Annotated in this window: 15 protein-coding genes; 7 read left to right on the forward strand and 8 right to left on the reverse strand. The window is 37.3% G+C overall.

The features are described from left to right. The first annotated feature begins 26 nt into the window (after nt 1-26). Nucleotides 27-854 (forward strand): STAS domain-containing protein, encoded by an 828-nt coding sequence (locus ACIP9W_RS17020; protein WP_400791738.1) that lies wholly within the window; start codon nt 27-29, stop codon nt 852-854. A gap of 30 nt (nt 855-884) precedes the next feature. Here the strand turns inward: ACIP9W_RS17020 and ACIP9W_RS17025 are convergent, their stop codons facing one another. Both ACIP9W_RS17025 and ACIP9W_RS17030 read right to left on the reverse strand, forming a co-directional pair. Further along, the gene (locus ACIP9W_RS17025) at nt 885-1550 is read right to left on the reverse strand and encodes a hypothetical protein (protein ID WP_400791740.1); all 666 of its coding nucleotides are present in this window, start codon (nt 1548-1550) and stop codon (nt 885-887) included. 12 nt (nt 1551-1562) lie between these two features. Continuing rightward, complete coding sequence (locus tag ACIP9W_RS17030) at nt 1563-2006, reverse strand: ASCH domain-containing protein (protein WP_400791742.1); 444 nt, start codon at nt 2004-2006, stop codon at nt 1563-1565. 118 nt (nt 2007-2124) lie between these two features. Between ACIP9W_RS17030 and ACIP9W_RS17035 the strand changes: the two genes are divergently transcribed. Both ACIP9W_RS17035 and ACIP9W_RS17040 read left to right on the forward strand, forming a co-directional pair. Then, nucleotides 2125-3297, forward strand: coding sequence for an alanyl-tRNA editing protein (locus ACIP9W_RS17035; protein ID WP_400791744.1), 1173 nt, complete (start codon nt 2125-2127; stop codon nt 3295-3297). A gap of 74 nt (nt 3298-3371) precedes the next feature. Continuing rightward, a complete protein-coding gene (locus ACIP9W_RS17040) occupies nt 3372-3836 on the forward strand; it encodes a transporter (protein ID WP_400791746.1) in 465 nt (154 codons plus the stop codon). A gap of 29 nt (nt 3837-3865) precedes the next feature. Here the strand turns inward: ACIP9W_RS17040 and ACIP9W_RS17045 are convergent, their stop codons facing one another. Further along, nucleotides 3866-4144 (reverse strand): hypothetical protein, encoded by a 279-nt coding sequence (locus ACIP9W_RS17045; protein WP_400791749.1) that lies wholly within the window; start codon nt 4142-4144, stop codon nt 3866-3868. A 168-nt stretch (nt 4145-4312) separates the two neighbouring features. Between ACIP9W_RS17045 and ACIP9W_RS17050 the strand changes: the two genes are divergently transcribed. The 4 genes from ACIP9W_RS17050 to ACIP9W_RS17065 all read left to right on the forward strand — a co-directional run bounded on the left by ACIP9W_RS17050 (nt 4313) and on the right by ACIP9W_RS17065 (nt 7790). Then, a complete protein-coding gene (locus tag ACIP9W_RS17050) occupies nt 4313-4708 on the forward strand; it encodes a MarR family winged helix-turn-helix transcriptional regulator (protein WP_142538128.1) in 396 nt (131 codons plus the stop codon). 12 nt (nt 4709-4720) lie between these two features. Then, nucleotides 4721-5890, forward strand: coding sequence for an MFS transporter (locus ACIP9W_RS17055; protein ID WP_400791752.1), 1170 nt, complete (start codon nt 4721-4723; stop codon nt 5888-5890). Nucleotides 5891-6153: 263 nt separating this feature from the next. Further along, nucleotides 6154-6690: a superoxide dismutase family protein gene (locus ACIP9W_RS17060; protein WP_282241597.1), complete on the forward strand. Its 537-nt coding sequence runs from the start codon at nt 6154-6156 to the stop codon at nt 6688-6690. A gap of 17 nt (nt 6691-6707) precedes the next feature. Further along, nucleotides 6708-7790, forward strand: a complete 1083-nt coding sequence (locus ACIP9W_RS17065) for a CAP domain-containing protein (RefSeq protein WP_400791755.1) — start codon at nt 6708-6710, stop codon at nt 7788-7790. An 80-nt stretch (nt 7791-7870) separates the two neighbouring features. Here the strand turns inward: ACIP9W_RS17065 and ACIP9W_RS17070 are convergent, their stop codons facing one another. From ACIP9W_RS17070 to adh, 5 genes are all read right to left on the reverse strand, one after another. After that, a complete protein-coding gene (locus ACIP9W_RS17070; protein ID WP_400791757.1) occupies nt 7871-8539 on the reverse strand; it encodes a DNA alkylation repair protein in 669 nt (222 codons plus the stop codon). After that, the gene (gene nfsA, locus ACIP9W_RS17075; RefSeq protein ID WP_400791759.1) at nt 8536-9267 is read right to left on the reverse strand and encodes an oxygen-insensitive NADPH nitroreductase; all 732 of its coding nucleotides are present in this window, start codon (nt 9265-9267) and stop codon (nt 8536-8538) included. The genes ACIP9W_RS17070 and nfsA overlap by 4 nt, the downstream gene beginning before the upstream one ends. 116 nt (nt 9268-9383) lie before the next feature. Next, nucleotides 9384-10397 carry a DUF1646 family protein gene (locus ACIP9W_RS17080; RefSeq protein ID WP_282241601.1) on the reverse strand — a complete coding sequence of 338 codons (1014 nt, stop codon included), beginning with the start codon at nt 10395-10397 and terminating at the stop codon, nt 9384-9386. A gap of 187 nt (nt 10398-10584) precedes the next feature. Continuing rightward, nucleotides 10585-10935, reverse strand: a complete 351-nt coding sequence (locus ACIP9W_RS17085) for a DUF779 domain-containing protein (protein ID WP_400791763.1) — start codon at nt 10933-10935, stop codon at nt 10585-10587. A 20-nt stretch (nt 10936-10955) separates the two neighbouring features. Then, nucleotides 10956-12476: an aldehyde dehydrogenase gene (adh, locus tag ACIP9W_RS17090; protein ID WP_400791765.1), complete on the reverse strand. Its 1521-nt coding sequence runs from the start codon at nt 12474-12476 to the stop codon at nt 10956-10958. Between the last annotated feature and the right edge of the window lie 354 nt (nt 12477-12830).

The raw sequence follows: 12830 nt of genomic DNA on the forward strand, positions 1-12830 counted from the left end.
AGGAACGGGGAAGGAGAATGCATAAAATGAGTGACTTAAACAAGGAGTTATATAATTTTATCATTGAAAACAAATCAAAAATAACCGAAGATTGGCTAGCAAGTAAGCTTTTGGACAATCCGTCTTATGCTACAACCGATACTGAAGTATTTCTGAGAACTGAAAACGGTTCCCTTATTGAGGCAATTTCCTCCGTTTACATCCAAGATAAAAAGGACTTTCGAGCGTATATAGAAAATCGTGCTTTCCAGGTGGCGGAGATGCGAGTAGAAGAATCCTTTCCTTTATATGAAAGTGTTCACGGGTTCAACAAGGTCAGAAAAATATTCTGGAATTATGTAGAAATGTTTATTGGACAGACCGATGAGAAAGTTTCTGGTATTGAAGTGGCCATTTGGTCTGATTTGATGAATTCGGCTATCGATTATATTGTGGAGATTTTTGCTAAGCACCACCATGAATATTCTCAAAAGATCCTGGTTGCTAATCAGGCATTAATCACAGAACTTAGCAGCACTGTCATTCCTATTAAAGAAGGTATTGGTGTATTGCCACTCGTTGGTAGTATTGATGATGAAAGAGCCAAAATAATATTCGAATCTACTTTAGCCCAAAGCTCATCCAAAAAACTGAAAACTATTTTTATTGATTTTTCAGCAGTACCAGTATTAGATTCGATGGTTGCCAATCAGTTATACCAATTATTAATAGCGCTTAAACTTATCGGTGTAGAAGCGATTTATTCAGGTATTCGCCCAGAATTAGCACAATCTATTCTTTCACTGGAAATCGATTTAACAAGCATTAAAACCTATTCAAGTTTAATGCAAGCTTTGAAAGAGAATTCCAACTAAGAAAGCGACTAATACGGGTAGTGTAGCGTATTAGTCGTTTTCCTTTACTATATTTATTTTTCCATCTTCCGACATACTTATCGTTTGACCATCTGTAAATTCTATTTCAATAGGTGAAGTGATACTTATTTTTTTAGAAAAATACCATCTTCTGTTTGGCGGGACCAATAAAATAAATGTATCCTTACTCCCTAGAAAGTTAAGCTCTTTAGGATCGATATCCACATGTCTTGAAACGTGTACACCAATAGCTTGTAATTGCTCCCCTACCTCCTGGACAAAAGGAGTAGTTATACTGACCTCACTTAGGTTTAAAAGAGAATCAATACTGAAATCACTCCATTTATCTACATGTCGCCTTGCAATTAGTTCGATTATATTGCCTGCCGGATCTTCAAAGTAAAATGCATCTGCATTAAAACGAGAATAGTAAATTTCATCCACTGCATCTTCTCTATTTAATGTAACTCTTTCTTTTGCCCAATACTTTGCAAGGGTAAACTGATTTCCCGGAATATTAATAGCGAAATGGTATACAGTATTGTTAGAAGACTGCTGAAAAGTTAATGTGGACGCACCGATAGATAACTTGAAAAACTCATCCCCTGATTCAACAATAGTAAGCCCTAATACATTTCCATAGAAGCCCTTAAGTTGTTTTAGTTTATCAGTATATAACTTAACTGCTCGAAACATTTTTTCACCCCATTATTTGACGTCTATCAATTCAAAACGCTCACAAACTAAAAGCATATCCTCAGAAAACGTTATTCCTACTTCTTTGAGCTCCTTTGTAAAAAACTCAATATGCACATCACGCCAATACTTGTAGGAACGATCCCCTTCTCCTTCTGCGTATGCAAAATCAACTGAAACCTCATTCATAGGCATTATGCTTACTTCGGAAGTTCGTATGATGCAAATAGGTTCATCTTTGCTGTTTAATACAATACTATAGTCATCTACTTTTGGTAGAGCCTCATTTTCTATCTCATAAAATATATGCCCGGAACAGGTTGCTGATTTTACTCCGTCTACAACAAGTTGTACTAATTCATCTGGACTTCCTCCGAATTGCCATGCACTAACAGATTCAGGCATTTCTTTTCCTTCCCAAAAGGAAGTCCAATAATTTTGCGCTTGTACATTCATTATAAATTCCTCAATTCTTTGTTTCTTTATACTATCAGTATATTAAAACAATTGTACAATTACTATTGCAAATAGTAGGATTACTCTTAATATAAACGATAGAAGGAGTGAATGACCCATGTCTAAAAAGTTATATTATGAAAACCCATATATCCAAACATTTTCTGCTCTAGTCATTAAACAGGAACAGGATTACGTCGTCCTTTCAGAAACTGCATTCTACCCTACTGGTGGTGGACAGCCACATGATACAGGTACATTAAATGGAATTCCGGTTGTGGATGTGGAAATAATCGACGGGGAAATCAGACATTTTCTGGCGGAACCATTACAAGTAAATACAGAAATAGTGGAAGGCTTTATCGACTGGGATAGACGGTTTGATCATATGCAGCAACATGCAGGACAGCATATATTATCCGCTGCATTTGAAAGCTTATTTGGATTCCAAACGATTAGTTTTCACTTAGGAAAAGAAAGCGCAACAATTGATTTAGACACGTCTATTGTTACTGAAGAACAATTAAATGAAGCTGAAAAGCTAGCCAATCAAATCATTATGGAAAATCGACCAATCGACACGAAGTGGGTTACTTTAGAAGAGCTTAAGCAGTACAAGTTACGAAAAGCAACTACTTTAACAGAAGATATACGACTCGTTATCATCCCTGATTTCGATTACAACGCTTGTGGAGGTACCCATCCTGACACAACAGGACAAGTTAGACTTGTTAAAATACTACGAATAGAAAAACAAAAAAGCCATATCCGAGTAGAATTCATTTGCGGAGAAAGGATCCTTACGCATTTACATCGCAAACAACAGGTTTTGCTAAATCTAATAAACACCTTAAATGCACCAGAAGAGAAGCTGCCGGATGCAGCAAAGACATTGCTAGACAACGGAAAAGCTTTTGAAAAACAAATAAATGAATTAAAAGATACGCTCATACATCACGAAGCAAAAGAACTACTATCGAAAGCTGAAGCCTCGATTATTACAGCCACTTTTCATAACCGTACTATTCAAGCATTGCAGAAATTAGCACGGACAGTAGTAACTAGCTCACTTGAAACAACTTGCTTACTTGTTTCGGAAAATGAACACAAACTACAAATAGTAGCTGCAAAAGGCGACTTGGTAGAACAAAGTATGAAAGAATTAGTTGCAAATGTTCTTCCCTACATAAACGGGAAAGGAGGAGGCAATGAAAAAATGGCACAAGGAGGAGGAGATAAAATAATATCCAGCGAACTATTAATAGAAAAAGCACTTTTTTATATTCAATAAGGCAAATCACCGTTCCATAAAAATCCTCCTCCCATATACTAATTTGACAATGTAAGAAAAGGAGGATTTTTGCGTTGAATAATCAATTTCCATTTCCACAAGATCAAAACCCATTTTCTTCAGGCAGTACACGTTTCCCGGGTAATACGATGCCAATGATGCCACCAATAGATCAGTTCCCTGGTCGTTTCCCTGGACAATTTCCCGGGCAATTCCCAGGTCAGCAAGGACCATCGTTTCCCCCTAGTTTTCCACCAGGGCAACAGCATAGTCCAGAGGGGAATCCACCGACTAACCCACCGCCGTCATTTACGCCGCAACGTCAGCAACAATCTATAGGGACTTTTGCGGTGGATGCAGGTTCTATAAGAGGCTGTTTATTTCGAAATACATTTATCTGGCTTGTAAACGGAAGTTCTTTCTGGTTCTTCCCAACATTTGTTGGTAGAAGATCGGTAGCTGGCTTTAGATGGACTGGACGTATGTGGACATATTATGGAACAGATTTAAATAGAATCTCATCTTTTCAATGTTTCTAAAGTAAAACCGGGCAGAGATGCTCGGTTTTTTATGCACGGTTACGGTAAGCCATAAGGGAAGTTTTAATGGAAGAATAGGATCCTATCGCTGCTCCACTGTAGAAAAAACCCATAAAAATACCTGCGGATAAATTATGCGGATGGCTTATAAAAATAGAAATGATAAGTCCAATAGACGTGGCAATAGTCGATATGTATTGCGGTCGAATAGGTAGCATTCTTTTTAATATTTCAGTTAACACAACGATAACTGGCACCGCCCAAAGAGAGTCCCAAATATTCGTGTGTATTATAGGAAATTCTGTCATATCATTTTGTCTCCTTGTTTTCATCTTTCTAATCAGTTTGGACATGTCTTCCTCATTCAATGCAATCCTCTTTTTTATCTTTCTTTACAGATTGCATCAATCGTAGTAAAATATATTTAGCTAGGTAAATATATTTCTTTAACAATTTAAAAAGGAGCCTTTTAATCGATGAACCCACTTTTTCATGAGCTTTTTCAGAAAACACGCTTTTTAACAAATGAAATAAATGTTACTTTAAAAAAACACAATTTATATGCTTCCCAATGGACAGTTCTCTACACCATTCAAAAACATGGGGAAATGTCACTGACACAAATTTGGAAGTATTTAAATGTGGAAGCACCAACCATTACTCGCACTGTTTATCGTTTAGTTGAGCTTGGATGGATTGATATACGTCCTGGAAAAGATCGTCGTGAAAAAATTGTTCGTTTATCAGAAAAGGCTTCTCAGGACTTCTCTGCTATAAAAGAATCTATTTTGGAATTTGAAGATAGAATGGTCGAAGGTCTTACAAAGGAAGAAGAGACTATATTGATCGAGCTATTACGCAAAATTAAATAAGGAGTAATACATGTGAACAAAAAAGAACCTATATGGACAAAAGCATTTATCAGTTTGTTTGCTACAAACTTTTCTATTTTTATTATATTTTATGGTTTAGTATCCGCCCTTCCCCTCTATGCCACAGATGTTTTGTCTCGATCGGATGAAGATGCAGGTTTATTAATGACGATATTTTTAATCTCCGCAATTATAGTGCGACCGTTCTCCGGAAAGATACTGGACTTAATCGGTAAGCGTAAAGTACTTTGGACTACCTTCTTTCTCTACCTGCTATGTACGGCACTCTATTATTTTGTCGAACCCTTTGAGGCTTTATTAGTTTTACGACTTGTACAAGGGATATTCTTTAGTATTGCAACAACTGCTAGTGGATCCTTGGCGGCAGATAATATTCCCATTTCTAGACGCGGCGCAGGACTAGGATATTTTGTTATGTCTACAAACTTAGCTGTTGTTGTAGGGCCTTTCATTACATTAACCATCATTCAATCTTTCTCATATGATGCAATGTTTCTTACATTGACTGCCTTACTTATTATCGGTGCTATAGCAGCTTTAATGATACCAGCTGATGAGAAACCTACTACTCCTTCTGCAAAAACTCGTTTGACTTGGAATGACCTTTTTGAGAAAAAGGCATTGCCTATTGCACTCAATGCTTGTATAGTTGGTTTTTCTTATGCTAGTGTTCTATCTTATTTGTCGATTTATTCACAACAAAAAGGAGTGCTGCATTTAACAAGTAGTTTTTTTGCAATATTTGCTATTGTGATGCTAGTAACTCGACCGTATACTGGACGAATTTTTGATGAAAAAGGACCGAAGTATATAATTATTCCTGGTTTACTTTCTTTCGTTATCGGACTAATTTTACTTGCTTTGATGAACTCACCTTTCCTATTTTTACTATCAGGAGCGTTTATCGGACTTGGTTATGGAGCCGTCGTGCCTAGCTTTCAAACACTTGCTATCCAATCTACAACGCACGCCAGAAGCGGATATGCGACTGCTACATTCTTCACATTATTTGATACGGGACTAGCAGTAGGATCTTTTATTCTCGGAATGATCGCTACCCAATTTGGCTATCAAAATCTATATTTATTGTCTAGCGTATTTGTTATTTTGGCACTTATTTTGTTTATGGGAATACAAAAGAAGAAAGACCGTTTAGCGTAAAAAGCTAAACGGTTTTTCTTTTCCAATTTATCCCGCATTAACGGGCAGTAAGACTTCCACTTCAAGATTTAAGAAAAGCGAAAAGATAAGTGGGAGCTGGCGGGGACTAAAAGCGCGACGTCCATGTCACAACGTCCCCACTAGCAAGCCCTGTGCGCCGAAAAGTCCCCACTGATTGAAGTTTCACTTTATTCGTTCATTTATGAATATAATCCCTCTATTTGGCAAGACTTGAATGGACTTATATTGAGGAGGGAATTCAGGTGAAGAAACAATATATTAGCTTATACGTTTTAATAATAGCCATACTAAGTGGATGCAGCTTTCCATTAGCAGGAGCAGATTCAAATGAACAAGTACAAGTTTCACTTCTTAACACAGAGGGGAAAGAAGTAGGTCAGGCCACTCTCACAGATCAAGCAAAAGGCGTTCATATTTTCATAAAAGCAGAGGGGCTATCACCAGGAGTGAAAGCTATCCACTTCCATGAAACTGCGCTATGTGAAAAACCAGATTTTAAAACTGCGGGAGCTCATTTTAATCCTACGCATAAAGAGCATGGTTTTCAAAATCCAAAAGGCTATCACTTAGGGGATTTGCCTAACATCGAAGTCGATGCTAATGGTACAGTAGAATTAGAAACAGTATCACCGGCAGTTGTATTAGCTGCAGGAAAAAGTAACTCTCTACTAGACGCGGATGGTAGCTCTATTATTATTCATGAAAATGCGGATGATTATAAGACAGATCCTTCCGGTAATTCAGGAGATCGAATAGTTTGTGGGGAAATTAAGAAATAGGTTGGAAGGTGAATTGGATGAAAAAAATAGGCTGGTTGCTACTTTTAGTTGTTGCCATTTTCTTTTCTAGACCTTTATGGGAACAGCATGCTGCAAAATATGTAGACCTTACTTTTTTAGAACCTGTAGATGAATGGATTGATTCAATAGAGGTCATGGACTATTTGAACGAAGCTAAAGCATACTGGAAAGAAATAAAAGAGGAACCAGCCACAAATATTTCTTCCAATCAGCAAACAACACCCGGTGAAGGAATCGAATTAGATCAAATTACCATCGGAATGAAGAAAAGTGACATTGAGAAAATTCATGGCAATGCAAAACGAGTGAGCTTGAATGAATATAATTTAGTTTGGCATACCTACCATGAAGAATATCAAAACTTTATGATGGTTTCATACGATAACAAAAATACAGTGAATGCCATGTTTACCAATCAACCTTCCGATTCTTCATTTTTAAGTTTAAGTATGGATAGTACTAGAGATGAAGTTCTTGCTAAGTTAGGAGAACCGATTAAAAAATTAAAAAAGGGAAATATCATCTATATATTACCTGATGCAGGCGAATATGATTTGTACCTTATCGATCATAATTATGTGACATTCTTTTACGACTTACATGAAAATAACACAATTACCGCCATTCAAATTATGAAAGAATCTGTGGAAAAAAATCAATCTAAGACTTTTGGAGAACCTTCGGAGGAACTAAAGACAGGATTCGAGTTTCAGCTTTTTGACTTAACAAATTCTGCTCGGGTCATTAGAGGTTTGTCTATTCTGACGTATGATGAAGCTGTGAGTAACACAGCTCGTAAGCATAGCGAGGATATGGCCATTCACAATTACTTTAGTCATGAGAATTTAAAAGGGAAATCTCCTTTTGATCGACTAGAGGAGGACGGTTTAACTTTTTCTTACGCAGGGGAGAACTTAGCTTATGGACAAACTAGTAGTATTTTTGCCCATGAAGGTTTGATGAATTCTATTGGACACCGGAAAAACATACTAAATGCGGATTATCGAAATCTAGGTGTAGGTACCGCCTTTAACAAAGACGCTACTCCTTACTATACGGAAAACTTTTTCACCAAGTAAGAAAGAGCAACCAAGACGACATAAACTCTACTGAAAGCGTCTAAAAAATTGGGGCTATCCTTTTAAGATAGCCCCTTTCGTTATTTTATGTGTTTTAGCGCTTCTCTTTTACTTAACGGTGCAAGCTTAGTATTTTCTACAAACTGACGAACAACCTCTGGGCTTGTTTTTGCATATTCTCTTAGCACCCAACCAATTGCTTTCTGAATAAAAAACTCTTTCGAGGTAGCATGTCGATTAATTGTCGCAAACAATAATTCTTCATTCGTCTCTTGCTTATACTTTAACTGATGCAAAATGGAGGCACGGTTTGTCCACATATTTTCAGACTTAGCCCACTCCATCATGACAGCCTCTCCTTCTACTCTATCCACTTTCACAATATCCCCAACAATTTTAGGGGCAATAGCATCTACACTATCCCACCAAGAATTTGTTTCAATGAGCTTTAAACAAAAAGGTAGATCTTCGATTGTTAACTGCTTTTGGTATTTTGCAAGTAATTCAATCGCTACGTAATGATATTCTCGTTCCTTTAATTGGAAAAGTGCCCATACTTCCTCCTGTACCGTGTTCAAACTAGGAAGCTCATTCTCTTTCACGAGTGCTCTAAACAACATTCTCCTTTCTGGCGTTTTAATGCCTAGAAAAGGAAAATGGTTTTTCATATATGCGGCCATGGAAACTGCATTTTCTTCATTTCGATGAGGCTCCATATAGCTTTTTACAAGTTCAATTGACCATTTCATTTTAAGTGAAATCCTTTACTCGCTAGAAATTCACGGATATGTGGACGACGCGGGCTTTCTAGAAACTCTGCCATTTGTTGTGTCCAATTTGCTGTTTTTTGATTTGAACCACGGTTTGCGTAATATTCCTCCATCGTGTGATCATATTCCATTAATAGCGATTCATATTTTGCATTATCATAACTATTTTCGTGTAATACCGCAGCAACTGGAAGACGAGGCTTTACTTCATTTTGTTGATCTGGCACACCTAAAGTAATAGCGAATAGCGGGAAAACACCTTCCGGCAAGTCCACTAATTGACTAATTTCTGTAGGTGCATTGCGCACACCACCTATGAAGCAAATTCCGAATCCTTTCGATTCTGCAGCAATCACTAAATTTTGTGCAAACAAAGCAACATCGACTGCTCCAACTAAAACATTTTCGGTTGTATCAATTACAATCTCTGTATTATGCAGTTTCCCCGCTGCTTGAAGTCGGTGAAAGTCGGCGCATAGTAATAATGCTGCCCCTGCTGTCTCAAATTGTTTTGGGTTTTGTGAAAGTCTACCCAGTTCCTCTTTTTTCGCTGCGTCTGTAACCCAAATGACACTATATGCTTGTACGAAATGAGAACTCGCTGCATGTTGTGCAGTTTCAACTAACGCAAAGACCTCTTCTTTCGTGAGTGTGTAGTCTTTATACTTTCGAACGGATGCATGGGAACGGAGTAATTTTTCTACCATTTGTCAAAACCTCTTTCATTTTTAATTGTTATCTTTAAGTATATCGAAAAAAATGAAAAGAGTGGACAAAAGAGCCTTCCATAGACACTTCCATCCACCCTGTATACCTAAACAATTTAGAATGCAAATAGCACAATAAAATAGACAACCATTGCTGCTAGTCCAAGTGGGAACCCAAACTTCGCCCATTCTTTACTTTGAATACCTAGTTTACCTGCAGAAATAATATTCGGGATATTCCCAGGAATAAGCATTCCTCCACTAATCATAAGCCCAAGAAGAATCGCTCGAATTGTTTCTTCACTCATAGCTGGACTAATTTCAGCCGCGGCTAACGTAGCATTATCCAAAACAGCTGAAATCATATTGATCCAATACAAAATAGCTGGGTGTAAATCAAGCAAGTAATTATTAATTAATGGTTCAAAACCTGCTCCAAGCAATGTTAATCCCATTACAAACAAATAAATTTTAACGGTTCGAATAATGATTTCTTTATATGACTCGCTTTCTTGGTTACTAGATAAGCCATCTTCGTTTTGTTTTGGCTTTACGAGTACAGCAGCTAATATCCCGAAAATGATAACAGCGGAAATAATTTCTGGTCCAATTAAACGGATTAGATAGAAAAAGTCTTGATCTAATCTACTAATAGCAATCGTTGAAAGTGGTTCTCCGATTGGAGTTAAAGCTGCTCCAAGACCGATTGAAAAACAAGCCAATACAACAAGCCTTACCTCTGATTTACGGTCCAGTTTAATCACACTTACGATCAATACTAATACTAAAGCAGCAATAATTGCCGTTATCACACTGGAAATCAGCCCTAGAATAATAACAATCAGTGCACTAAATAACCTGAAAGGCATTGCATTACTTATACCTAGAATCCCTTTTTCTAAAGGAGTTTGTAGCCATTTAAACAATAATCCTGCCACTAAAACAGCGAGCGTTATTTTAATAGGATCTTCTAATGCTTTTATAATTAGAGACATGTCCAATACGCCACTAACAATAGCCGCTGCGATACCCATGATGAATAAAAATACCTCTAAGTTATGCTCTACGTATTTTACACTAAAAGGTAAAAACAGTACGAACAAAAGTATTATAATTAAACCAATAATCATTGCTATGTAATCTTCCCTTCCAACTAGACATATCCAAACAATATTAAAAAATATCAATATTAGTAGTTTAACATAATTATAGCAATATTCGAACTAATATTTTTCTCTCTTAAACAATATATTAGCCTCTTTTCATTAAGAAAAGCGAATAAGAAGTTTTTGCCTTCCCATTCGCTCATTATTATACTTATAGCAGTCTATATTCTTCCTCTGTAAATGCACGAGACCTTGTTAAGAAACGCTTCCCCTCTACTCCTTCAAGAGAAAACATTCCCCCTCGACCTTCCACCACGTCAATGATTAACTGCGTATGCTTCCAGTAATCGAACTGGCTTTTATGCATATAAAACGGAACTTCTCCAATTTTGCCTAATAATACATCCTGATCCCCAATAATAAGGTCTCCATCAGGATAGCACATCGGAGAAGAACCATCGCAGCAACCACCTGACTGATGAAACATTAATGAACCATGCTTACTTTCCAATAATTCGATAAGTTCCAGTGCAGCTTCTGTAGCAATTACACGCTCAACCATCTACATGCACCTCCTTCTCATCAAAAGAAGCCAAGCTTGTTTTCACTATAGCTCACAAGAAGATTCTTTGTTTGTTGATAGTGACTTAACATCATCAAATGGTTTTCACGACCTACTCCAGACATTTTATATCCACCAAATGCAGCATGCGCAGGATATTGATGGTAGCAGTTTGTCCATACACGACCTGCTTGAATGCCACGACCAAAACGGTATGCCGTATTCATATCTCTTGTCCAAATACCAGATCCTAACCCATATAATGTGTCATTTGCAATTTCTAATGCTTCTTCTTTTGTCTTGAAAGTTGTTACGGATACTACCGGTCCGAAAATTTCCTCTTGGAAAATGCGCATTTTGTTGTTCCCTTTGAATACAGTCGGTTTAATATAGTACCCTTCTGCAAGCTCGCCTTCAAGTGTGTTACGTCCTCCGCCGATTAAGCACTCTGCGCCTTCTTGTTTACCAATATCTAAGTAAGATAAGATTTTCTCCATTTGTTCTGAGGAAGCTTGAGCACCCATCATCACATTAGGGTCTAGCGGATTTCCTGTTTGAATCGCTTCCACTCTTTGCAGAACACGTTCCATGAATTTATCATAGATAGACTCTTGGATAAGTGCACGAGAAGGACATGTACATACCTCTCCTTGGTTTAGCGCAAACAAAACAAAGCCTTCCACCGCTTTATCTAAAAATGCATCGTCCTCGTCCATAATATCTTCGAAGAAAATATTTGGTGATTTTCCTCCAAGCTCTAACGTAACCGGGATTAAGTTTTGAGAAGCATATTGCATGATCAATCGACCAGTAGTCGTTTCACCAGTGAATGCAATTTTACTAATTCTTGGGCTAGATGCTAGTGGTTTACCAGCCTCTAAACCAAAGCCATTTACAATATTTAAAACACCCGGCGGCAACAGATCTCCAATTAGCTCCGTCAGTACTAAAATAGAAGCAGGAGTTTGTTCAGCAGGCTTTAACACAACACAGTTACCTGCTGCCAATGCCGGTGCTAACTTCCAAACTGCCATTAAAAGCGGGAAATTCCAAGGGATAATTTGTCCCACTACACCTAGCGGTTCATGGAAATGATAAGCTACAGTATCATTATCAATTTGACTTAACCCACCTTCTTGAGCACGGATAGCCCCCGCAAAATAACGGAAATGATCTATAGCAAGTGGTAAGTCTGCGTTTAAAGTCTCCCGTACTGCTTTCCCGTTATCCCAAGTTTCTGCAACTGCTAGCATTTCTAAATTTTCTTCTATACGATTTGCAATCTTATTTAATATATTTGACCTTTCAGCAACAGAAGTTTTACCCCATGCATCTTTTGCTGCATGTGCCGCATCTAATGCAAGTTCGATATCTTCTGCGGTTGACCGTGCAACTTGGGTAAATACTTGTCCTGTTACCGGTGTAATATTATCAAAATACTGTCCTTTTACTGGGGGTGTCCATTCGCCGTTAATATAGTTTTCATACTTGTCCTTAAATGTAACCTTTGAACCTTCTGTATTCGGAAATGCGTAAACCATTCTGTAATTCCTCCCCTAAGTAACATTTTTTTGCACACCACAAATATATATGCAAGCTTCTATTCGCGTATGCGCTTTCAAAACTATTTAAATAAAAAATAGCCTTAATACCATAATGTCAGATTATAATAATAATTACAAATATTAAGTTTGATAGATTGAATGAAATGAGAAGTTTGTTTTTATATATCTTGCTAAATAAAAATTTGCACAGTATAGGGAAACTGCGACGTAGTTAGTGGAAGAAAGTGACCACTATGATTTAGCGAGGTCACTGAAAAAGTCCAATATTTAAATTAGGCAGTTGAAAGTTCGATTTAATTGAACTTTCAACTGCCTTTTTACTTTATAATA

The sequence above is a fragment of the Psychrobacillus sp. NPDC093180 genome (assembly GCF_044754065.1).
Taxonomy (GTDB): domain Bacteria; phylum Bacillota; class Bacilli; order Bacillales_A; family Planococcaceae; genus Psychrobacillus.

Bases quoted from the DNA above. Each gene is read 5' to 3' on its own strand.
- ACIP9W_RS17020 (WP_400791738.1), top strand. From the start codon at position 27: ATGAGTGACTTAAACAAGGAGTTATATAATTTTATCATTGAAAACAAA.
- ACIP9W_RS17025 (WP_400791740.1), bottom strand. From the start codon at position 1,550: ATGTTTCGAGCAGTTAAGTTATATACTGATAAACTAAAACAACTTAAG.
- ACIP9W_RS17030 (WP_400791742.1), bottom strand. From the start codon at position 2,006: ATGAATGTACAAGCGCAAAATTATTGGACTTCCTTTTGGGAAGGAAAA.
- ACIP9W_RS17035 (WP_400791744.1), top strand. From the start codon at position 2,125: ATGTCTAAAAAGTTATATTATGAAAACCCATATATCCAAACATTTTCT.
- ACIP9W_RS17045 (WP_400791749.1), bottom strand. From the start codon at position 4,144: ATGACAGAATTTCCTATAATACACACGAATATTTGGGACTCTCTTTGG.
- ACIP9W_RS17050 (WP_142538128.1), top strand. From the start codon at position 4,313: ATGAACCCACTTTTTCATGAGCTTTTTCAGAAAACACGCTTTTTAACA.
- ACIP9W_RS17065 (WP_400791755.1), top strand. From the start codon at position 6,708: ATGAAAAAAATAGGCTGGTTGCTACTTTTAGTTGTTGCCATTTTCTTT.
- ACIP9W_RS17070 (WP_400791757.1), bottom strand. From the start codon at position 8,539: ATGAAATGGTCAATTGAACTTGTAAAAAGCTATATGGAGCCTCATCGA.
- nfsA (WP_400791759.1), bottom strand. From the start codon at position 9,267: ATGGTAGAAAAATTACTCCGTTCCCATGCATCCGTTCGAAAGTATAAA.
- ACIP9W_RS17080 (WP_282241601.1), bottom strand. From the start codon at position 10,397: ATGATTATTGGTTTAATTATAATACTTTTGTTCGTACTGTTTTTACCT.
- ACIP9W_RS17085 (WP_400791763.1), bottom strand. From the start codon at position 10,935: ATGGTTGAGCGTGTAATTGCTACAGAAGCTGCACTGGAACTTATCGAA.
- adh (WP_400791765.1), bottom strand. From the start codon at position 12,476: ATGGTTTACGCATTTCCGAATACAGAAGGTTCAAAGGTTACATTTAAG.